The following is a 23,315-nucleotide window of genomic DNA, read 5'->3' as shown; positions in this document are numbered from 1 at the left end:
CTTCCACGGCCGTTCGGGGCCGTCCAAAACCGGCCGGGAAGTCTAGCATGGCCTGCTAAAGCAGATAGAAGCTGGCGCCAGCACAGAGGGTGGGGAGCAGTGCGGCACGGAATAAACCCAGTGGGCTGATCGCGCCTTCATCGAAACGCTCACGCAGCAGTGCAAAGCCAGCTGGATTCGGAGCATTGGCGATCACGGTCAGGCCCCCGCCGGTGACGGCGCCGGCCACCAGGGCATAGCGGGCCTCGGGCGAGAGGCCATTGATCAGCGAGCCCAGATAGGTCAGCGCCGCATTGTCGGTAATGGCCGTCAGGCCGGTTGCACCGAAGAACAGTGAGTCTGGCCCGAGGTTTTCGATAATGGGCTGCAGCCACCAGCTCTGCGGGCCACCGATAACGACAAGGCCCGCCAGAAAAAACGCCACCAGCAGGCTCTCGCGCAACAACAGCGGGCTCTGGAAGCGGGGGTAGGCTGCGGTAAAGCCCAGGAAAAACAGGAACATCCCCATGAATACCACCGGGTGATGGCTGAAAATGACGGTGGCCAGCAAAAACAACCCGTGCACCACAATCACCCACGCGGGCATTGCCACCTCGGCCGGTGGCGTATCGCTGACTTTGGCCAGCAGCTCGCGGCGAAAGCGCGCGGTAACGATGAGGGCGTTTACGCAAACAGCCAATGCAGCTTTCCAGCCGAACGTTGCCAGCATGAAGCTGATGTCCCAATTCCATTTGCTGGCGACCATCAACACCGGCGGTGCCGCGTAAGGGGTGAGCGTGCCGCCGATGGAAATATTTACCAGCAGCACCGCCAGCGTCGCGTACTTGAAGCGTGTGCTGACACCATCAACAAAATAACGGTCGCGTAGCAGGATGGCTGCAACGGTCATGGCCGCGGGCTCGGTGATGAAGGAGCCGAGCAGTGGCACCACCGACAGGCAGATAAAGTAAGCGGCGACGACCGATGAGCCCGGGGCTAGCCTGGCCAGCAGAAATACCAAGCGTCTGGCGGCCATCAGCAGGGGTTGGGTAGCGGCAATCGCCATGACCGCAAACACGAACAGGGGCTCGGTAAAGTTGCAGCTTTCCAGGTAGTCGATGGCGTGCTTCTGGCCCTGCAGCCCCCATAAGCCCAGTATCAGCACTAAGGCCCACAGGCCGAATACGACCTCGACTTCCCCTAGCAAATGCCACAGGCCGCCATGATTGGGGCTGCGATGGGCGCGGTGTTCAAACCACTTGGTAGCGAAGGTATGCAATACCGCCAGCGCGAAAATGGCTGCGGCAAAGTAGAGCGAGGTTTGAGACATGCTGCCGATCTCCCTGTCCTGAAAGTCCTGGCACTGTGCCGTCGCGGTCTGACGGCCAGGCTAGTGAATATTGGTACGACCTTTGCTTTGTGGCCGTCCCTTGATTGTGGTTCAACTTATCGGAGATGGGGAGTTGCGACAAGCCACAAGGGGTAGCATGGGCTGCCCCTTGTGGGTGCCGGCAATGACTGCTGCTTCTAGGCTCTGTTGACGTTTTGTTTCCGGTCGCGCCGGGCCAAGTTTTGGGGCAGGGCGAGGCAGGGTGAGAGAGGTTTAGCGAGCTAAATAAACGAACCCTAACGACGCCCTGCCCCAAAACTCGACCCGGCCTTGCGTGGCTGTTGCCGCAAAGCGGCTTACAGCCACGGCATCCCCCTTGCGGGGACGGAGGGTTTCGCCGGATTTGGGCCTGCTGCCACGTTAACTGCCAGGCTGTTGGCTTGCGATGCAAGCCTTACAGCCTGTGCGCCCAGACGGGAAATCGCGTGGCTTATCACTAAGCGGCGCGCTTTTTGCCTTGCATCAGGCCCAAATCCGTCGAAACGCGATCCGGATATAAAACGTCAACAGAGCCTAGCCTAACGCGGGTGATAACGCTCGCCGCTGGCAGCCATTTGCTTCAGGCTGGCGGGCACGGCAAAACGCTGGCCATATCGGCTGGCCAAGGCATCGCATTCTGCAACAAAGCGCTGGGCGCCCACGGTGTCGATATAGCTGAGCGGGCCGCCAAGGCAGGCAGGAAAGCCCCAGCCGAGAATGGCGCCGATATCGGCATCCCGCTTGGAGCGCAATACGCCTTCATCCAGACACTTCGCCGCCTCAACGGCCTGCACATGCAGCAAGCGCTGCTTTACCGTTTCGACATCGGGCTGGTCGGCCGCCAGAGGGAATTCCTGAGCCAAGCCCGACCACAGGCGTTTGCCCCCCTCGCCGTCGTAGTCATAAAAGCCTTGACCGGCCTTGCGACCGAGTCGGCCCAGATCGTTAACCAGCCGCTTGATGACGGTGTAGGCCGGTTTGGGCTGGAATGCGGCGCCGAGATCCTGCTCGGTCTGTCGGGTAACTTTGAGAATCAGCTCCAGCGAGACTTCGTCGGTGAGGGCGAGCGGGCCGACGGGCATGCCTGCGAGCCGGCCGGCGTGTTCGATCAGGGCCGGGGCCACGCCCTCCGCCAGCAGGGCCATGCCTTCGCTGATATAGGTGTCGAAGACCCGGCTGGTATAAAAGCCGCGTGAATCGTTGACGATGATGGGTGTCTTGCCGATGCGCTTCACCAGATCCATGGCACGCGCCAGCGTGGCGGCAGAGGTCTGCTTGCCGACGATGATCTCCACCAGCGGCATTTTCTCGACCGGTGAGAAGAAATGCAGACCGATGAACTGCTCGGGGCGGGCGCTGGCTTCGGCCAGACTGCTGATCGGCAGTGTGGAGGTATTCGAAGCGAAGATCGCCTCGTTGCTGAGCATGGCTTCAGCACGGCGGGTGACGTCGGCTTTGATGGCGCGATCTTCAAATACTGCTTCGATGACCAGCTCACAGCCCTCAAGTCGGGCCATATCGGTCGCCGGATGTATCCGGCTGACAATGGCGTCGATCTGCTCCGGGGTTTTACGGCTGCGGGCCAGGGCGTCGCGCGCATGCTGGCGGCCACGTTCGGCGGCTTCAAGGCTGGTGTCGATCAATACAACATCCAGTCCGGCCTGCGCGGCCACATTGGCGATGCCAGCCCCCATCATGCCGGCGCCGAGCACACCAATCCGGCTATAGCTTTGCTCGGGTACCCCGGCAGGCCGGTCGGCCAGTTTGTTGGCGGCCTGCATGCCAAAGAACAGGCTGCGGATCATATTGCGGGCTTCGGGTGAGCGGACGGCGGCGACGAAATAACGGGCTTCGATCTTGAGGCCGGTATCGAGGTCGGTCTGCATGCCTTCGTAGACGCAGGAGAGGATGTAACGCAGCGCCGGGTAATTGCCCCAGCTTTTTTCGCGTGTCAGGGCATTGCCGGCGATAAAGGTTTGCATGCCGCCGGGGCTTTGCACGGCGCCCCCCGGAATCTTGAAGCCTTTGCTATCCCACGGCTGTTGCGGCTTGCTTTGGCCTTCACCCAGCAACCAGGCACGGGCGGCGACGATTTCTTCACCCGCCGGGACCACCTTCTGCACGATCCCCAGCTTGGCGGCATCGGCCACTTTCAGACGCTTGCCTTCCAGCAACAGGGGCAGGGCGGGCTGAATGCCGATCAGCCTTGGTAAACGCTGGGTACCGCCGCCACCGGGCAACAAGCCCAGTGTGGCTTCGGGCAGGCCAATGCGGGTGCTGGAGCTGTCCGCTGCAACGCGATAGTGGCAGGCCAGTGCCACCTCCAGACCACCGCCCAAGGTGTTGCCATTGAGGGCGGCGGCGACAGGTTTGCCGCAGGTTTCCAGCTTGCGCAGGCCCTGATGCAGTCGCATGGTCAGGTCGAACAGGGCTTGGGCGTCGTCGGCCTGCGCCAGCATGTCGAGGTCGCCGCCAGCGATGAAGTCATGCTTGGCCGACGTCAGCAGAATGCCACGCAGACCGGGCTCGGCCAGGGCCCGGTCGATGGCGGCGTAAAAGGCGGCCAGTGATTCAGCGTTCAGCACATTCTGGCTTTTGCCGGGCAAGTTCCAGCAGAGGGTGGCGATGCCATCCTGGTCCAGTTGGTAGTCGATCATGATGGCTCCTTTCAAACCCGTTCGATGATGGTGGCAGTGCCCATGCCGGCACCGACGCAGAGGGTGGCCAGTCCGGTCGACAGGTTGCGGCGTTCCAGCTCGTCCAACACGGTGCCAAGGATCATGGCGCCGGTGGCTCCCAAGGGGTGACCCAGGGCGATGGCGCCGCCGTTGACGTTCATCTTGTCGTGGCTCACGTTCAACACATCCATAAAGCGCAGAACGACGGCAGCAAACGCCTCGTTCAATTCGAACAGGTCGATATCCCCCACCCCCATTCCGGCGCGCTTCAGGGCCTTCTCGGTGGCGTAGCTGGGGCCGGTCAGCATGATTGATGGCTCGCTGCCAATGCTGGCGTAGGCGCGCACTCTGGCACGAGGCTTGAGCCCCAGTCGCTCACCCATTTCCTTGCTGCCAAACAGCACGGCGGCCGCACCATCGACGATGCCCGAGCTATTACCAGCAGTGTGGACGTGTTCGACCCGTTCCAGCTCGGGGTAGCGTTGCAGGATCACCGAATCAAAGCCGGCCTGCCGGCCTTGTTCAGCAAAGGCTGGCTTGAGTGAGCCCAGCGATTCAAGCGTGGTCTCGGGCCGCAAATACTCGTCGCGGTCGAGGATGGTGAGGCCATTCAGGTCAAGTACGGGGGCGATCGAGCGATCAAAACGGCGTTCGGCCCAGGCCAGGGCTGCCCGTCGCTGGCTTTCCAGTGCATAGGCATCGACATCGGCCCGGCTATAGCCCCACTTGGTGGCAATGACATCAGCGGAGATGCCCTGCGGCACAAAGTAGGTTTTGAAGGCCGATTCCGGGTCCATGGCCCAGGCACCGCCCGATGACATCATCGGCACGCGCGACATCGACTCGACGCCGCCGCCAATCGCCAGATCGAGCTGGCCTGACATCACCTGACCGGCTGCCATATTGCAAGCCTCCAGACCGGAGGCGCAGAAGCGGTTGATCTGCACGCCGGGCACGCTCTGGTCGTAGTCGGCCAGCAGGACGGCGCTGCGGGCAATATCCGCGCCCTGTTCGGCAACGGGTTCGACACAGCCGAAAATCACGTCATCAACCAAGCGGGTATCGAGTTGATTGCGGTCGCGCAATGCGGCGAGTACGCCCGCAGCCAGTCGCAAGGGGGTGACCTGATTCAGCGAGCCACCAGCTCGCCCTCTGCCGCGCGGGGTGCGCACGGCGTCGTAGATGTAGCAGTCCGTCATGTGTTTTGTCCTCAATCGTTTTTGGATGGTAGGGGTTTATCCCACAACACCGCTGGCCGTCAGCGCCGCAATCTCGGCTTCGTCATAACCATAGTCGAGTAAGATGGCAGTGCCATGTTCGCCGGGGCGAGGGGGGGCAGAGGGCGGTGCGGCGGCGGTGCGGGAAAAGCGGGGGGCGGGCGCAGGCTGCGTGTGCCCGGCGACTTCGATAAAGCTTTGACGAGCCTGGTGCTGGGGGTGCTGCGGCAGCTCATCGAGATCCAATACCGGGGCGAAACAGACATCGCTGCCTTCCAGCCGGCGGCACCACTCGGCTTGCGATCGCTCGGCAATCCGGCGAGCGATGGTGGCCTTGAGGGCGGGCCAGTTGCTGGCGTCGAATTGCTTGCCCGTCACGGCGCTAGTCAGTTCCAGCTTTTCCAGCAGCAGCTGGTAGAACGGCGGCTCGATTGGCCCCAGTGATATCCATTTGCCGTCGGCACAGGCAAAGCAGTCGTAGAACGGCGAGTCGTAGCGAAATACATGGGGGGCCGGTGCATTGCTCCAGCCGCCGCTGGCCTTAAGCGCCCAGATCAGCGAGGTCAGGCTGGCGCTGCCATCGACCACGGCGGCGTCGATCACCTGTCCCAGGCCCGAGTGACGGGCTTCGAGCAGTGCGCAGACCAGACCAAAAGCGAGAAACAGCCCTCCGCCGCCCATATCCCCAACCACGGTGGCTGGCACGGTAGGGGCGCCCTCCGCCCGGCGCGAGAGGCCCAATGCCCCCGACAGCGCCACAAAATTCAGATCGTGCCCTGCCGCCTGTGCCAAGGGTCCGGTCTGGCCCCAGCCGGTCATCCGGCCATAAATCAGGCGGGGATTGGCGGCGAGACACGGCTCCGGCCCCAGCCCCAGTCGCTCCATCACTCCGGGGCGATAGCCCTCGATCAGCGCATCGGCCTGCGCGAGCAGACGGCGTGCCACGGCCAGCCCGGCGGGCTGTTTCAGATCAAGTGCCAGTGAACGTTTACCCCGGTTCAACACATTGGCACGGGGCTCGGTAAATCCCAGCGCCCGGCTGGCCGGGTCGCCGCCGGGGCGCTCGATGATGGTGACGTCGGCGCCCAGGTCGGCCAGCAGCATGCCGCAGTAAGGCGCCGGGCCGACGCCGGCAAATTCGACGACCCGGATTCCCTTGAGTGGACCCATACCTGGCCTCAACGCTTGTCGAGGGAGCGGGCGATTAGCTCCTTCATGATTTCGTTGCTGCCGCCAAAAATCTGGGCGACCCGGGCATCGGCCCACATGCGGGCGATCGGGTATTCGTTCATATAGCCGTAGCCACCGTGAAGTTGCAGACAGGTATCGAGCAACTGGCTTTGCTGCTCGGTCAGCCACCACTTGGCCATATAGGCCGCATTGGGGTCGAGCGAGCCATCCAGATAGCGCTGGATGCAGTCATTGAGGTAACAGCGGGCGATATGAGCCGTGGTGGCACACTCGGCCAGTTTGAAGCGGGTGTTCTGGAAATCGAAGATGGCCTGCTTGAAGGCACGGCGCTCCTGCGTGTATTCGACCGTCAGCTTGACTGCACGCTCCATGGTGGCGACGGCGGCAACCGCAATCAGCAAGCGCTCGTAGGGTAGTTGCTGCATCAGCTGGTAGAAACCACGACCTTCCTCGCCGCCCAGCAGATTGGCTACCGGCACCCGCACTTCGTCAAAGAACAACTCGGCGGTATCAGAGCCGCGCATGCCCACTTTGTCGAGCACCCTGCCACGGCGAAAACCTGCCAGCTCATGGGTTTCGACAGCCAGCAACGACACCCCGCGCGCGCCGGCGTTCAGATCGGTCTTGGCAACGACCAGAATGAAATCGGCCATATGGCCATTGGTGATGAAGGTCTTGGCGCCATTGATGATGTATTCATTACCTTCGCGGCGGGCGCGGGTCTGGATGCCTTGCAGATCAGAACCGGCCCCCGGCTCGGTCATGGCAATCGCCCCGATCCACTCCCCTGACGCCAGCTTGGGCAGCCAGGCGCGCTTCTGGGCCTCGGTGCCGCAATCCAGAATGTAATGGGCGACAATGGTATGCACCGAGGTACCAAAGCTTGGTAGCACCTCACACGCCGTCATTTCCTCCTGACAGACGAACTGATGCGCGGCATTGCCGTCGATGCCGCCATAGGCTTCGGGCAGCTCGGGCAACAACATGCCCATCTCGGCAACCTGTCGCCACACCGCACGATCAACATGCCCTTGCTCAACCCAGCGGGCACGATGAGGCGTCAGCTCTTGCTCAGAAAAACGCCGCACAGCTTCACGCAGGGCGGCGATGTCTTCGGTCATCCACGGATGGTGGGCAGGGGTGGGTAGCATGCTTTGTCTCCTCTACTGGTTGTTGTGATGAAACTTGCTTCTGATTCTAGCGTGCGCTTGCTTGGTTTGGGGGGTGTTCCGTTACATATAACTTGTGGTTTGCCAGTGTCAGTAACCGTGATTGGACGCAGCACAGCTTTAAGCGTTTATTGGTCCAGACTTGTTCCCGAGAGTAGAATTTCAACATGGGTACTTTGCCTGGAGTTGCCAGACAACTGCCCTTGTTAGGTAATTTGATCTTAATAGAGGCCATGAAGTGGAAAAAAATCAAACGGTTAATCCACCCGCTCAGAAAACTATGTATGGGGTTGCGATTAAGCAGCGCAAAGAGGTTGTTGCGCCCGTTGCTATTGATCTGGATGCCCCTCAAGGGAGTCGTGTCGTCATGTCTAGCGCCAAGCGTGTTGCTGCGACCCATGCAGAAGTGATCAAACGGCTGGCGGATCGTTGAGTAATATTGGTCTACTAACGCTCCAGCAGGTAAAGGATATCCATGATTTGATCCTGGATAGCGAGCCTGGCTTGGTGGGGGACTATGGTGATGGTCCTTTGGAGGGTGCTCTTGGCCGTATACAGGCGCATATAGAGTATCGGAGCATGTGTGATGTGTTCGAGATTGCCGCTATGTATGCGGTAGCTTTGGCTCGCGGTCATACGTTTAGTGATGCCAAAAAGCGTACCGCCTTGGTGGTAGCGCTTACCTATCTTGATACGCAAGGCATAGTAATCCCTCGTAGCGCTATTCTTGAAGATGCGATGGTAGATGTGGCCACAGGCTTGTTGAATGCTGATGGTTTTGCTGAGTTGCTTTATTCGCTTGTCCCTGATTGAGCCTGATTAGATGTCTGCGGGTTGACATCCCCTGTCCCCATTGCTTAGTCTCAACCTCATGAACCCGCAGCTGATTCCCCTCCGAATTATTTTGGCCGTGCGCCTGCACGGCCTGTTGCTGCTGCGCCCAGCGCGCTAAAAACACCCCCCTCTCTCAAATTACCCAGTTGTTTTGATCGGCCCGGCCCAACAGGCCAGGCTATCGCTGCCGTTGCCGGCGCTTTCACAAGGAGCTTTGCCATGCGAATTATTCCGCTGATTTCGATTGTCCTGTCCCGACTGCTATCCGGCCGGCGCGCCTCGCGTCCGTGGCAGCTCGCTGGCCTGTTTGCCACCTTCCCGCAAGCAAACCCGCAAAGGACTCGACGATGTTAAGCCCCGCTTCAGCCAAATACCGCGCATTTCCCGCCCTGCATCTTTCCGACCGCCGCTGGCCCGATCAGGTTATCCGCCAGTCTCCGCAATGGTTGAGCTCCGACCTGCGTGACGGCAATCAGGCGTTGGTGCGGCCGATGAGCCCCACCGCCAAACTCAAGTTTTTCGAAACGCTGGTCCGCACCGGCTTTCGCCAGATCGAAGTGGCATTTCCCGCTGCTTCTCAAGCCGATTTCGATTTTGTCCGCCTGCTGATCGAGCAGAAGCGGATTCCCGACGATGTGACCATCCAGGTCATCACCCAAGCCCGACCCGAGCTGATTCGCCGTACTTTCGAGGCGCTACGTGGTGCGCCACGTGCAATCGTCCATCTGTACAACGCAACGTCGCCGCAATTTCGCAAGCTGGTCTATCGCGCCAATCGCAGCCAGGTGGTCAAGCTGGCAAGCGAGGCCGCCCAGTTGATGCAGGATCTTGCGCAGCAACAACCTGAAACAGACTGGCGTTTTCAGTATTCGCCCGAATCCTTCAATGCGACAGAGCTCGATTTTGCATTGGAGATGTGCGAGGCGGTGCTCGATATCTGGCAGCCTACGCCACGCCGTAAGGCCATCATCAATCTACCCGCTACCGTAGAGCGTTGTACCCCGAATATTTATGCCGACCAGATTGAGTGGATGCATCGCAAGCTGTCACGCCGCGACAGTATTGTGCTGAGCGTGCATCCGCATAACGACCGTGGCACTGCAGTAGCGGCGGCCGAGTTGGCCTTGCAGGCGGGAGCCGAACGGGTAGAAGGCTGTTTATTCGGCAACGGCGAACGTAGCGGCAATGTCGATCTGGTGACGCTGGCGCTGAATCTGTATACGCAGGGTGTTGATCCGGGGTTGGATTTCTCTGATCTCGACGCGATTGCGAGAGTGGCAACCGAGTGCAATGGCTTACCAATTCATCCGCGCCATCCTTACGCAGGTGAGCTGGTGTACACGGCATTTTCGGGTTCGCATCAGGACGCGATCAAGAAGGGTCTGGCGGCGCAAATCCCTGGGGATTTCTGGCAAGTGCCATATTTACCGCTGGATCCGCAGGATGTCGGCCGTGACTACGAAGCGCTGGTGCGCATCAATAGCCAGTCTGGTAAAGCCGGGGTGGCGCATGTGTTGCAGCAGGAATTTGGCGTGATTCTGCCGCGTGTGGCGCAGATCGAGCTGGCCGAGCAAGTGCAGCAACTGGCTGATTTCACGGGGCGTGAGGTCGGGAGTGAAGAGCTGTGGCGCCTGTTCGAGCAAGTGTTTCTGCTCAGTGGCCGCATTCTGTGCCGAGGACGTGAGATGGCTGATGACAGCGAATGCTGGCTGATGGAAGTTGATGGGCAGCTCAGCCACTGGCCGCGCCGGCATGGCGGCCGACTGGAGCAAGCTATGCTCGGAGATGCCAGCCGCGTTGATTGAGAGGGAGTTACCTGCCAAAACCAAACGGGACCAGTTGGTCCCGTTTGGTTTTGCTATGCCAGAAGACGACGCATTAGTAGCGCCTGGGTTTACCACTGGCCATCGGCGTGGACGAAATCCAGAATCTGATTGGTCCAGTAAGATGGCACTTCATTGTGGATGGAGTGGCCGATTCCATTGAGGCGACGGAAGCGCCCTCTGGTGCCGAACATGCCGGCGGACATCGAGGTTGTGGCATCGCAGATGCTGGCGTAGTTGAAGTTATCGTCTGCACCACAAGCCAGCAGCAGTGGCCGCTGATCATTCCATTGGTAGAGTGGCTTGGCTGGCTTGCCGGGTTGGGGCGGGTCACCACTTGGGGCCAAGCTGCTGACGACGGTGCGGTGGCTGTACACCAGCTGCTCAAGGGCCAGGCGATAGTGCCAGACCCGGAAGTTGGCATTGTAGGTTTCCTGGCGTTCCCGCCGGTCTTGCTTGATGGCTTTATCTTTGCAGGGCCAATTGCTCGAATACCACATCACCGGCCCTTGTGGCGAAATCACATTGAAGCCCAGATCAATTGGTAACACGGCAATTTTGGTATCGAAGGCATCGGTGAACCAGGCATTGCGATCAGCCAGCACTTCGTTGCCGGGCGCATTGGCCGGGTCGCCGCCAGCTTTGAACCAAAGGCTGCGCAAGGTTGCTTTCTTGCCGGCGAAATCCACGCCGTCGGCAAAGGAGTCCCAGACCGAGGCGGCGGACCATGCCACGGTGGATGGCAACCAGGGGATGTCATGCCGGCGGCCAATCCGCAAGGCCATGTTGCCACCCAGGCTGCCACCCATGAAAGCCTTGACCTGTGCCTTGTCGAGCAGGTTTTTCTCGTCCAGGGTGGTGACGAAGTTCACCAGAAAGTTCTCGATGAAGTTCAAGACCGGGACGTTATGCGTGCCATTGGCGTCGAAGCTGGTTGGAAACGGGGCATCCTTGGGGTGGCCCACGTCTTCCAGGCTGCTGATGCTGAAATGGTTGATCTGATCAGCGTAGCCGCTGGTTGGCAGGTCGAGCGAAATCACCACGTATTTCTTGCCATCTTCCTTGGCCCGCTTCTGGAAAGCTTCGGCCATCTGTTCGGCCTCTTCCGCCCGGGAATCCATTCCGTGGATATAGATATAGACTTCGGCATTCGGGTCGATGCGTGGCGTGAAGGTACTGGCGCCATCTTCTCCGACGCCCAGCACGAAGCGCGGATGCATGCCACCCCATTGCTCGACCATTTGCGCCCAGGCATTACCATCCTTTTCATCTCCGGCAACAAAGTAGCGGGTGTGGACGGTCAGATCCGACTTTCCTCCCGAACGCGGCACTGCCACGGCCAGATCGTATTGATTGAACTGGGTTGCATGGGCATTGACCGGCCGATACGGGCTATCGTCCTCGCCCGAAACGGCGATCCACCCCAAGTCATAGACTTGGCGTAGCGCTGGGTAATGCAAGGCATTGGCAACCTTGTAGGCACGATCCAGTGCGCGGGCGGCATGGGTGGCCGCGTTGTCGGGGGTGAGATTGCCGTAGGGCGTCTTGAGTTTGCTGACAATGTATTGGGTCAGATCTTCATCTTTGATTTTCAAATCCATGAATTTGCCAAAAGATTTACGGCCCGTTACCGCAATGTCGGCAAATGCATTCCCTTTGGCGGTATTACCCGCAGCGTAATACGCCGCAGCCATATTTAAACTGGCCATGGGGTCTTTACCTTGGGCAAACATGCGCAAGTCAAGAGAAAGGCGATGTTCACCCGGAACGAAGAACGGGATGCTTTCCTGCAGCGCAGCGGGCGGTGTGGGCATTAAATCAATACTGCAGGTTTCTGCTGCCGGGGTCCGGTCATAGCCTTTTACCAGATTGTTGGTGGGAATATTGGAGCTAGGAAAAGCATGGGCAATATTAATGCTTAATAATGAAATTGCCGCAATGCCGGAAAATGCTGCAATGGAGCGCTTTGGTGGGTAATGATTATTCATGGTAATTTCCTTTGGTCTCTGAAATTAAATCTCGGTGAATGGCTTTTCGTGCTGGGTAATGTAGATTTGAATAAGCCTGTCGACAATGAGTAATCTGTCCTTTTGTGATTTTTTACAGTTTATTTGTTGTTTTTGTTGTGTGTATTTATTTAAATAAATAAGTTTCGTAAATACTGCAAATGCATGCATTCGTCGGGTGAAAAGTACTGAGACAGGAGCCGGTTGGCAGACGCGGGGCGTCGAGGGGGGCGCCAATGAACGGGGGGTGACAAGAGAGAAAGGGCGCTAGGTTCTGTTGTCGTTAGATTTACAGTCGCCCCGCTCCGAAATTTGGCCGGGTGCGACCGGAAGAAAAATGTCAACAGAGCCTAGCCGACCGCTGTGTCCAAAGAAAAACTGCGAAGCGGCGAGGTGGTTTGTGTCATTTACCCGGCTATTGCATGTGAATGCCGATTCTTCTGGCGCAACCTGAAAAGACCCCGCAGGGTTGTATTCATTACAATGGGTTTTGTGTGAATCGCCTCTTGGGCGGAGTTATAAAGAAAATAAGCGCCTGGATTTTGATGGTCAGGGATGCTTTGTGGAAGATGGGTGCTGCTATGACGGATTTTCATTGGAATACCCTCTCTGAGCATGGGGTGGTAAATTGCTGCTGGGTAATTCAAAGGTATTCTGAAAGTCGGATGGATTCAATGAGATAAATGTCCCGATTTGAGATGATTGTTTGGTAATTATTTTGGTTGTATTGGCCGGGATGGTTTTTTTGGTTTGTGTGGTTATGGTTTTTATTTTTCAGGATTAGGTTTTATTGATATTTTGTTTTGGGATCGCATTTCATCGGGTCTGAGTCTACTACCACGATTAAAAATCGCATGGCGTACCAGTAAGCGGCGCGCCTTTCACCATGTATCTGACCTAAATTCAACGAAACACGATCTGGGCTGGACATTCAACAGAGCCTAAATCACCGCTGCCAATGCAGGGTGGTACGGGCTTTTGATAAAGCAAAAAAACGGCACGGATTGACCGTGCCGTTGGGTGGGGTTATGGCGAAGGAAGGTTCTTACCAGATACCCAGATAAGCCAGCATACCCTCTGCGGCTTGCCGGCCTTCAAACACGGCTCTTACTACCAGATCCGCCCCGCGTACCTGATCCCCGCCCGCAAAAACCTTGGGGTTGGATGTCTGGTGCTTGAACTTCTGCCGTTCGGCAGCGACGGTGCGGCCGCGTTCATCCACGCGGATGCTGTGTGCTTCAAACCAGGCTTCGGGTTTGACCTGAAATCCAAAAGCGATGATGACGCGGTCGCATTCAATGATTTCCTCCGAGCCGGGTACGACAACCGGTGAGCGTCGGCCCTTGGCGTCGGGTTCGCCTAACCGTGTTGTCACCAGCTTGACGCCCAGCGCGCCGTTCAACTGGATGATCTCCACCGGCTGACGGTTCCACAGGAATTCGACGCCTTCTTCCTTGGCATTGGCAACTTCGCGCTTGCTGCCCGGCATATTGGCTTCGTCACGACGATAGGCGCAGACCACGCTGGCGGCACCCTGGCGGATGCTGGTGCGGTTGCAGTCCATGGCGGTATCACCACCTCCCAGCACAACCACGCGCTTCCCTTGCATAGTCTGGTGGGCTTCACCTTCTGGCAGCGTACCCAACCGCTGGCGGATGTTGTTGACGAGGAAAGGCAGGGCTTCCATCACCCCCGGCAGGTTTTCCCCAGCAAAGCCTCCTTTCAGGTATTCATAGGCACCCATGCCCATGAACACGGCGTCGTAGTCGGCCAGCAGGCTGTCGAATTCCACATCGCGACCGATTTCGGTATTGAGGCGGAATTCGACACCCATTTCTTCCAGGATGGCGCGTCGGCGGCGCACGATGTCCTTTTCGAGCTTGAATTCGGGAATGCCGAATGTGAGCAGGCCACCGATTTCCTCGTAACGATCAAACACAACAGGTGTAACACCGTTGCGAACCAGCACGTCGGCACAGGCCAGCCCAGCAGGTCCGGCCCCGATGATGGCGACCTTTCGATCGGTTTTGATCACCTGGCTCATGTCCGGCCGCCAGCCCAGTTTATAGGCTTCGTCGGTGATGTATTTCTCGACACTACCAATCGAGACGGCACCAAAACCGCCTTGGTTCAGCGTACAAGCCCCTTCGCACAGCCGGTCCTGCGGGCAGACTCGGCCACAGATTTCCGGCAGGCTGTTGGTCTTGTGCGACATTTCGGCGGCCTCGAACAACTTGCCTTCCTTCACCAGCTTCAGCCAGTTGGGAATGTAGTTGTGCACCGGGCATTCCCACTCGCAGTAGGGGTTGCCGCAGTCGAGGCAGCGCCCCGACTGCTCGGCCGCATCATGTTTGTTCAGCGGCCGGTAGATTTCCATAAATCGAACTTTGCGCTCACCGGCTTCGACTTTCTCACCGGGGTTGCGCGCAATGTTCATGAACTGGAATACGTCACCCATTTCAGATTCCTTTCCGCACCGTGGCGCTTAGTCCTTGAGCAGGCTGTCGAGTTTGGCGGCCTTGGGTTTCACCAGCCAGAAGTAGTCAACGTAGTCGTCGAAGTCTTCCAGAATCTGGCTACCCAGCTTGGAGCCCGTCAGCGCCACATGCTGTTCGATCTTGGCCTTGAGGAAGGCGCGGTACTGGCCCATGGCTTCGCCATTGATCAGGTGGATGTCGATCAGCTCGTTGTTGTAGCGGTAGGCAAACTTCTCGTCGCGGTCATACACGAAGGCAAAACCACCGGTCATGCCAGCACCGAAGTTCAACCCGGTCTGGCCCAACACAATCACGCAGCCGCCTGTCATGTATTCGCAACCATGGTCGCCCATGCCCTCGACTACAGCAGTAGCGCCAGAGTTACGCACGGCAAAGCGTTCACCGGCCAAGCCAGAAGCAAACAGCTCGCCCCCGGTGGCGCCGTAAAGGCAGGTGTTGCCAATGATGGTGCCTTCATGGGGCTCGTACATCACCTCACTGGGGGGGTAGACGACGATGCGTCCCCCGGCCATGCCTTTGCCGACGTAATCGTTGGCGTCGCCTTCCAGTGTCAGGTGCAATCCCTTGGCGTTCCACACGCCCAGACTCTGGCCGGCGCTGCCTTTCAGACGAATGTCGAGACAACCTTCCGGGAGCCCGGCTGCGCCATGCTGACGCGCAATCTCGCCAGACAGGCGGGCACCTATTGAGCGGTTCACATTGCGCACCGCATATTCGAGCGTGGTGGGGGTCTTCGCGGCGATGGCGGCAGCGGTGTCGCGTACCATGCGTTCCGCCAGCTCGCCCCGGTCGAACGAGGGATTAGAGGCTTGCACACAGTAACGTGGCTCGCTGTCGGGAATCGTGCCCTGGCTCAGCAGTACATCCAGCTTGAGCCGGCCTTGCTTGTCGGATTCGCCTGGCAGAAGTTCCAGCAGATCGGTACGACCAATCAGCTCTTCGAAATTGCGTACACCGAGCTTGGCCATCCACTCGCGGGTTTCGCGGGCAATGAAGACGAAGTAGTTCACCACCATATCGGGCAGACCAGTGAAGTACTTCGAACGCAGTTTGATTTCCTGCGTGGCAACGCCGGTAGCGCAGTTGTTGAGGTGGCAGATACGCAGATATTTGCAGCCCAAAGCCACCATCGGCCCGGTGCCAAAACCGAAGCTTTCCGCCCCCATGATGGCGGCTTTGATCACATCCAGTCCGGTTTTCAGGCCGCCGTCAGTTTGTACCCGCACCCGGCCGCGCAAGCCGTTGGCACGCAGCACCTGCTGGGCTTCAGTCAGGCCAAGCTCCCAAGGGGTGCCGGCATATTTGACCGAGGTCAACGGCGAGGCGCCAGTGCCACCGTCGTAACCGGAGATGGTGATCAGGTCGGCATAAGCCTTGGCCACGCCGGCCGCGATAGTGCCAACACCGGGTTCGGCAACCAGTTTGACCGACACCAGTGCCTGCGGATTGACCTGCTTCAGGTCGAAGATCAGCTGGGCCAAATCTTCAATTGAATAAATATCGTGGTGCGGCGGCGGGGAAATCAGGCTGATGCCGGGCTTGGAGCAACGTAATTTAGCGATCAGCGGGCTAACCTTGTCGCCGGGCAATTGGCCCCCTTCTCCTGGCTTGGCACCTTGTGCGATCTTGATCTGCAGGACTTCGGCGTTGACGAGGTAGTGCGGTGTCACGCCAAAGCGGCCGGAAGCCACCTGCTTGATCTTCGACATCTTCACTGTGCCATAGCGGGAAGGATCTTCGCCGCCCTCGCCCGAGTTGGAGCGGGCTCCCAGCCGGTTCATACCTTCGGCCAGCGCTTCGTGTGCCTCGGGCGACAGGGCACCCAGTGACATACCGGCCGAATCGAATCGCTTGACGATGGTTTCAACCGGCTCGACCTGATCCAGCGGGATACCCTTGCCGGGTTCGATCTTCACCTGCATCAAGTCGCGCAGCATGGCGATCGGTCGCTGGTTGACCAGCTCGGCATACTTCAGGTACTCGCTGTAGTCGCCGTTCTGTACCGCTTTTTGCAGCTGCATGACCACGTCAGGGTTGTAAGCGTGGTATTCCTCGCCAAATACATATTTGAGCAAACCGCCTTGCGAGATGGGGCGCATCGGGTTGAAGGCGGCTTTGGCCAGTACCTTCATGTCGGCTTCGAAGTCAGCGAAGTTGGCACCGCCGATCCGGCTGACGGTGAAAGGCATGCACATGCTGACCACTTCTTCGGCAATCCCGACAGCTTCAAACAGTTGGGCACCACGATAGCTGGCGATGGTGGAGATACCCATCTTCGACAATACCTTGAGCAAGCCCTTGTTGATGCCCTTGCGGAACTTGCTCATGGCCTCGCTGATGGTATCGTCCACTTGGCCGTTCGCCACCAGATCGGCGATCACTTCGTAGGCAAGGTAGGGATGGACAGCGGTGGCGCCGTAGCCGATCAGGCAGGCAAAGTGGTGTGGGTCACGCGCTGTTGCCGTGTCGATCAGCAAATTAGTGCGGCAACGCAGCCCCGCATTGACCAGCGCTGTATGGACCGCGCCTGTGGCAAACAAAGCATGAATAGGCAGCCGATCTTTGGCGATATTGCGGTCGGACAGCACGGCAATCGAAACGCCTTCACGCGAAGCGGCTACTACTTGCTCGCACAGTGCGGTGAGGGCGGTCTGCAAGTTGCTGGTGGCTGGGTCATACGTCAGATCGAAACTGCGTGCGGTAAATTGAGGCTCTTCCTGACTGGCCAGAATCTTGAATTTTTCATAGCTCAGTACCGGACTGCGAACTTCGATCCGTTTGGCGTGGTCGGCGGTTTCTTCAAAGATATTCTTTTCGGAACCGAATACCGTGTTGAGTGACATCACCACCGCTTCGCGAATCGGGTCGATGGGCGGATTGGTAACCTGGGCAAATTGCTGGCGCAGGTAGTCGTAGGGCTGACGGACGCGTTGTGACAGAACGGCCATCGGCGTGTCGTCACCCATCGAGCCAACGGCTTCCTGGCCATCTTCAGCCAGTACCCGGATTACCGCATCCCGTTCTTCAAAGCTGACCTGAAAGTGCTTCTGGAAAACAGCAAGCTGTTCTTTCGACAGCTCGGGACGACCCGAGTCTTCGTCCAGGCTCAGTTCCAGATGGGTGGCGTACTGCTTGACCCAACGGCGGTAGGGGTGTGCAGTCTTCAGCTTGTGGTCGATTTCATGGGGCAGCAAGAGCTGACCGGACTGCAGATCGACGGCCAGGATCTGACCGGGCTTGACCCGACCCTTCTTTACCACGTCTTCCGGCTTGTAGTTCCAGACACCGACTTCCGAGGCAATCGTCAGATGGCGGTCGCGGGTGATGACATAACGGGCAGGCCGTAGACCGTTGCGGTCCAGCATACAGCCGGCGTAGCGGCCATTGGTGAGCACAATACCGGCGGGGCCATCCCATGGCTCCATGTGCATCGAGTTGTATTCGTAGAAGGCACGCAGTTCCTTGTCGGTACTGTCCACATTCTGCCAAGCCGGCGGCACCAGCAGCCGTAAGGCGCGGAAGAAGTCGATACCCCCCATCAGCAGCCCTTCGAGCATGTTGTCGAGGCTCATCGAATCGGAGCCATTGGTCTGCACGATGGGGCGAATGTCATCCATATTCGGGATCAGTGGCGAGGCCATGATCTTTTCGCGCGCCTTGGCCCACGAACGGTTACCCGAAATGGTGTTGATCTCGCCGTTGTGGGCGATATACCGGAATGGCTGCGCCAGCTTCCACTGGGGCCAGGTGTTGGTGGAGAAGCGTTGGTGATATACGGCCAGGCTCGACTGGAAGCGCTCATCCTGCAGGTCCGGATAGAACACGGGTAGGTTCTCGGGGGTGACCAAGCCCTTGTAAGAGATGGTCTGGGCGGACAGGGTGGGCAGGTAAAACGCTGGGTCGGCCGCATTGGCCTTTTCGGCCAGACGACGGCCGATGTACAGACGCCGCTCGAAAGTGGCGGCATCCATGGTGCTGGGGCAATTGACAAAGAGCTGGCCAATTGCCGGCAGGGTGGCCAGAGCGTATTCGCCACAGGCGGCGGTGTTAACCGGTACGCTGCGGACGCCGCAGACTTCCAGCCCCTGGCCCTCCAGTGCATCTTTGAGGTTGGCCAGAGACTGCTTGCCGACAGTCAGATCCCGACTGTAGAAAACCAGGCCGGCTGCGTAGTGGGCAGCCAGATCGAAGCCTTTTTCTTTGGCAACGGCGCGCAGAAAACCATCGGGTTTGCGAAACAAAAGGCCACAACCATCACCCGATTTACCATCGGCAGCCACCGCACCCCGGTGGGTGAGGCAAGCCAGTGAGCTGATTGCGGTACTGACCAGCCAGTGCGAGGGCTTGTCATCCATTTGAGCGATCAGGCCGAACCCACAACTATCCTGCTCGAAGTTCGGACTGTATAAAGTGCCGTCAAGGCGGCTTTGTCTGTCTTCCATTGCAATTTACCCGTGTTCTAACCCTAATCGACCCCAATTCAATTGGGGGAACTACCGATTCTAGCTGACACATTTACACGGCTGCAATTATTTTGTTGCGGTGCGAAAAATCAATAAAATCAAATAGATATGTTTGTTCTGTGCGAAATTTGGTGATTTTGGTGCCGACGTTGTCACGAATTTGCCACTACAGAATGGACTATTTGCCGAGTTAATTTGGCTAACTTGTATAGATGGGTTGGCAATTTTTAATTGCCTATACAAGTGGAATCATTCTCATTTTTCTTATTTTGTTCGGGGGTAATCAGCCAAAAACAAAACCCCGCCTTTCGGACGGGGTTTTGGTCTGCGCCTGGATTTACTTCCAGACTCGCATTTTCATCAGTTCGCGTTTTAACACCAGCTGTTTGGGCAGGCGCTCGCCTAATTTGCTGAAGAACTCGCCGTGTTCTTCCAGCTCCTGCTTCCACAGTTCGGTATCAATGGAAGTCACTCTTTCGAAGTCAGACTGGGTGAAATGCTCAAGTCCATTCCAGTTCAGATCTTCGTAGCTTGGCATCCAGCCAAGAGCCGTCTGGCGGGCTTTGGCTTTGCCTTCGGTGCGATGGAAGATCCATTCCAGCACCCGCATGTTGTCGCCAAACCCTGGCCAGATGAACTTGCCATTGTCGTCTACACGGAACCAGTTCACACAGAAGATCTGTGGGGCGTGCTCAACCACATGGCCCATCTGCAGCCAGTGATTGAAGTAGTCGCCAATGTGGTAGCCACAGAACGGCAGCATGGCAAACGGGTCACGGCGGGTTTCGCCTTGCTTGCCCATGGCGGCTGCCGTGGTTTCAGAACCCATGGTAGCGGCCATGTACACGCCGTAGTTCCAGTTGAAGGCTTCTACAACCAGTGGCACCGCATGGCTGCGGCGACCGCCAAAGATGAAGGCCGAGATCGGTACGCCTGCCGGGTTCTCCCAGTCTGCGTCAATCGAAGGGCATTGCGCGGCAGGGGCGGTGAAACGGGCATTGGGATGAGCGGCTTTACGGCCGGTTTCCTTGGCCAAATCAGGCGTCCAATCGTGTCCTTGCCAGTCGATCAGATGCGCTGGGGCTTCCTTGGTCATACCTTCCCACCAGACATCCCCATCATCGGTCAGGGCGACGTTGGTGAAGATGCAGTTTTCGCGCAGAGTGGCCATGGCGTTCGGATTGGTTTTCTCCGAAGTACCGGGGGCGACACCAAAGTAGCCTGCTTCAGGGTTGATGGCGTACAGACGTCCATCCTTACCCGGCTTGATCCACGCAATGTCATCGCCAATGGTGGTGATTTTCCAGCCATCGTGCGATTTGGGCGGGATCAGCATGGCGAAGTTGGTTTTGCCGCAGGCAGACGGGAAGGCCGCTGCAACGTAGCGCTTCTTGCCTTCGGGAGATTCGACGCCGAGGATCAGCATATGCTCGGCCAGCCAACCCTGGTCGCGCCCCATGGTGGAGGCAATGCGCAAGGCAAAGCACTTCTTGCCCAGCAGGGCGTTGCCACCGTAGCCGGAGCCATATGACCAGATTTCCCGAGTTTCGGGGAAATGGACGATGTACTTGGTGGTTTTGTTGCAAGGCCATACCACGTCGGCCTGGCCGTTTTCCAGCGGCAGGCCGACTGTGTGGACGCAAGGGACGTATTCGCCGGCTTCGCCGAGCACGTCGTACACGGCACGGCCCATTCGCGTCATGGTGCGCATGCTCACGGCGACGTAGGGCGAGTCGGTGACTTCAATGCCGATATGGGCAATCGGGCTGCCGAGCGGACCCATGCTGAAAGGGACGATGTACATTGTGCGACCACGCATACAGCCTTGGAACAAACCATTGAGCGTGCCGCGCATCTCGGCCGGGGCGACCCAGTTATTGGTCGGGCCGGCGTCATCCTTGTTTTCGGAACAGATGAATGTGCGATCTTCTACCCGTGCGACATCAGAGGGGTCTGAGCGGGCCAGAAAGCTGCCAGGGCGCTTTTCCGGGTTGAGCTTGATCAGCATGCCGGTATCGACCATTTGCCGGCACAGCCTGTCGTATTCCTCCTGGGAGCCATCGCACCAATAGATGGACTGGGGTTCGCACAGCGCAACCATCTGGCGGACCCAGGCAATAAGCCCCGGGTGTTTGACGAAGGATGGCGGGGTGATTTCGGCTGGAACAGCCGAGGTCGAGGTCAGCATGTGGAGATTCTCCTAAACACGAAGGTCAAGGCGCGATACCTGCGACGGTTGGTTCGTTCAGGTTCGGCGCGGTCCGGCCAGGCGCAGGCCACCGGGTGGGCGGATTGCGTGGCGGCAAGGTAGAAGAGTGAACGCCGCAGAATTGGTTGTCGCTGCGGCGAAAGTCCAAAATTGTAGCTACATAAGCCGACGCTACAAAGCGCGCAGTCTGCGCCAGAGAGGGCCGGAATGCAATGTTTACAGCGGCTTTTCGACGAAATTTGCAGCATTAAGGCCACTATTGTTCGAGTGCCAGCATCAGCCCCACCGGCACGAAGCCCAGCGAGGCAAGGTTCCCCAGCAAGACGATGGAGGCCACCTTATCGGGCTCCTGGCCATGGCGTTCGGCGATCAGAAAGTTCAGGACGGCAGGTGGGAGGCTGGCAAACAGCCACAGCTGGCCACGACTGATGGCGTCGATAGGTAGCCAGGGGCCGACCAGTGCCGCGATGGCCAATCCAGCCAACGGACAGATTACCGCGCCAACCAACCCGGTACGCCAGCCTCGCAGGCTGACATCGGTCATTCTGGCGCCGAGTGAAAACAGCATGAGCGGGATGGCTGCATCGCCCAGCAGCTTGAGGGGTAACGCCAGCATCGGTGGCGGATGCAGGCTGGCGAGATTGCAGGCAATGCCGGCGATGGCGGCCAGAACCATGGGTGACCGCAAGACCGCGCCTAGTGAGGCTGTCGGATTGACCAGGCGTGCGCCCAGCGTGAAGTGCAGGATGCTGGTCAGGACAAACAGGGCCACCGAGGCCGGCAGATGTGCTGGACCAAAGGCCAGCAGCGCCAGGGGCAGACCCATATTGCCGGTGTTGGTGAACATCATGGGTGGCACAAAACTGCGGCGGTCTTCCCGGATCAGTTTGGCGACAACGGCCCCAATCACCCCTGAACCCAGTACAACCAGCAAGCCCCCGGCCAGCAGCCAGCGATTGGCGATCAGGTCAAAGTCTTTGCCGGTCAGCGACGAGAACACCAGCATCGGAGAGAGTAGATCGACGGTTAGTGTATTCATGGCGCCAAGATCGGGCTTGTGGCGCCGCGCGTATAGATAGCCGATCAATACGATCAGCAGGATGGGGGTGATGATGGCGACAATTCGAGGAAGGGCACTCATATCCAGCCCATGGCCAGCAGGCTGCCACCAACCACGATGTCAAAGCAGAATATGCTGGCCACGACCGCAATCTGGCGGCGTCTGGAGGGCATGTCATAAACCCAATAGCTGACCAGAAAGAAGGGGAGATAGCCAAACAGGAATATGCCCCAGGGGTGACTGCCATTCCACCAAGGCCACTCCCAGGTCAGCACCCCAAGCCAGTTGAGGGTGATTTCAACCAGCACGCACAACACACAGTTGATGGCCGAAACGATAAGGCGATTATTGATGCCGAACCATTTGAGTTTGGGGTCGGCAGGGAGGAGCAGGGTGGCAGTCAGCCCCATGATGAAGAATCCGAACAGTATTTCTATGTTCAGACCCATCAACAGCAGTAGCGAGGTCTGGCCGGAGATGCCCCAGATTGGCGCGTATTGGCTGAAATGGAAAACCAGTCCGTTGACGATCTCATTGAATCCGTCCATACCAACCAGTGCCAAGCCCGCCAGCACACGATTCCAGTTGCCGCGATCGGCTTCTCGTGAGTACAGATAGATCACCAGCATCATCAAAGGAATGATCGACCAGCTGAAGTGGCCCGGCTGGCGCAGGATGCTGAGGGAGTGCTGCGAAATGGCGGTAATCATGATAGGGCGGGGCTCTTGTTACCTTGCATTGTCGGATGATGTTCCCGGAAAGCCGCCTGCCAATGTAGGCGCTGACGACTTTTCGACGTTTTTCTCCCCTTGTTGGGCG

14 protein-coding genes are annotated in these 23,315 nt (G+C 58.4%); 3 read left to right on the top strand and 11 right to left on the bottom strand.

Annotation, left to right across the window (positions count from 1 at the left end):
• Positions 1-55 precede the first annotated feature (55 nt).
• The 5 genes from PZA18_RS02050 to PZA18_RS02030 form a co-directional block, all read right to left on the bottom strand.
• Positions 56-1,309 carry a putative Na+/H+ antiporter gene (locus PZA18_RS02050; protein ID WP_284099116.1) on the bottom strand — a complete coding sequence of 418 codons (1,254 nt, stop codon included), beginning with the start codon at positions 1,307-1,309 and terminating at the stop codon, positions 56-58.
• A gap of 578 nt (positions 1,310-1,887) precedes the next feature.
• Positions 1,888-4,005 (bottom strand): 3-hydroxyacyl-CoA dehydrogenase NAD-binding domain-containing protein, encoded by a 2,118-nt coding sequence (locus tag PZA18_RS02045; RefSeq protein ID WP_284099115.1) that lies wholly within the window; start codon positions 4,003-4,005, stop codon positions 1,888-1,890.
• Between the two features lie 11 nt (positions 4,006-4,016).
• Positions 4,017-5,225 (bottom strand): acetyl-CoA C-acetyltransferase, encoded by a 1,209-nt coding sequence (locus PZA18_RS02040; protein WP_284099114.1) that lies wholly within the window; start codon positions 5,223-5,225, stop codon positions 4,017-4,019.
• Positions 5,226-5,261: 36 nt separating this feature from the next.
• Positions 5,262-6,413, bottom strand: a complete 1,152-nt coding sequence (locus tag PZA18_RS02035; RefSeq protein WP_284099113.1) for a CaiB/BaiF CoA transferase family protein — start codon at positions 6,411-6,413, stop codon at positions 5,262-5,264.
• A gap of 8 nt (positions 6,414-6,421) precedes the next feature.
• Complete coding sequence (locus tag PZA18_RS02030) at positions 6,422-7,585, bottom strand: acyl-CoA dehydrogenase family protein (protein WP_284099112.1); 1,164 nt, start codon at positions 7,583-7,585, stop codon at positions 6,422-6,424.
• Positions 7,586-7,841: 256 nt separating this feature from the next.
• Between PZA18_RS02030 and PZA18_RS02025 the strand changes: the two genes are divergently transcribed.
• The 3 genes from PZA18_RS02025 (at position 7,842) to PZA18_RS02015 (ending at position 10,242) form a co-directional block, all read left to right on the top strand.
• Entirely contained in the window at positions 7,842-8,036 is a 195-nt protein-coding gene (locus PZA18_RS02025) for a hypothetical protein (protein WP_284099111.1), read from the top strand.
• Complete coding sequence (locus PZA18_RS02020) at positions 8,033-8,416, top strand: type II toxin-antitoxin system death-on-curing family toxin (RefSeq protein WP_284099110.1); 384 nt, start codon at positions 8,033-8,035, stop codon at positions 8,414-8,416. The genes PZA18_RS02025 and PZA18_RS02020 overlap by 4 nt, the downstream gene beginning before the upstream one ends.
• Positions 8,417-8,784: 368 nt before the next feature.
• The gene (locus PZA18_RS02015) at positions 8,785-10,242 is read left to right on the top strand and encodes a 2-isopropylmalate synthase (RefSeq protein ID WP_284099109.1); all 1,458 of its coding nucleotides are present in this window, start codon (positions 8,785-8,787) and stop codon (positions 10,240-10,242) included.
• Between the two features lie 89 nt (positions 10,243-10,331).
• Here the strand turns inward: PZA18_RS02015 and PZA18_RS02010 are convergent, their stop codons facing one another.
• The 6 genes from PZA18_RS02010 to PZA18_RS01985 form a co-directional block, all read right to left on the bottom strand.
• Positions 10,332-12,248, bottom strand: coding sequence for a hypothetical protein (locus tag PZA18_RS02010; protein ID WP_284099108.1), 1,917 nt, complete (start codon positions 12,246-12,248; stop codon positions 10,332-10,334).
• A gap of 1,063 nt (positions 12,249-13,311) precedes the next feature.
• Positions 13,312-14,724: an FAD-dependent oxidoreductase gene (locus PZA18_RS02005; protein ID WP_284099107.1), complete on the bottom strand. Its 1,413-nt coding sequence runs from the start codon at positions 14,722-14,724 to the stop codon at positions 13,312-13,314.
• 27 nt (positions 14,725-14,751) lie between these two features.
• Entirely contained in the window at positions 14,752-19,206 is a 4,455-nt protein-coding gene (gene gltB, locus PZA18_RS02000) for a glutamate synthase large subunit (protein WP_284099106.1), read from the bottom strand.
• 358 nt (positions 19,207-19,564) lie between these two features.
• Entirely contained in the window at positions 19,565-21,415 is a 1,851-nt protein-coding gene (locus PZA18_RS01995) for a phosphoenolpyruvate carboxykinase (GTP) (RefSeq protein ID WP_284099105.1), read from the bottom strand.
• 277 nt (positions 21,416-21,692) lie between these two features.
• A complete protein-coding gene (locus PZA18_RS01990) occupies positions 21,693-22,577 on the bottom strand; it encodes an AEC family transporter (protein WP_284099104.1) in 885 nt (294 codons plus the stop codon).
• Positions 22,574-23,206, bottom strand: a complete 633-nt coding sequence (locus tag PZA18_RS01985) for a hypothetical protein (RefSeq protein ID WP_284099103.1) — start codon at positions 23,204-23,206, stop codon at positions 22,574-22,576. The genes PZA18_RS01990 and PZA18_RS01985 overlap by 4 nt, the downstream gene beginning before the upstream one ends.
• Positions 23,207-23,315 lie beyond the last annotated feature (109 nt).

It is taken from the genome of Parachitinimonas caeni, assembly GCF_030129945.1.
In the GTDB taxonomy this organism is placed as follows: Bacteria; Pseudomonadota; Gammaproteobacteria; order Burkholderiales; family Chitinimonadaceae; genus Parachitinimonas; species Parachitinimonas caeni.
The sequence above is the reverse complement of the archived record's forward strand: the minus strand, read 5'-3'. Positions and strand labels throughout refer to the sequence as shown.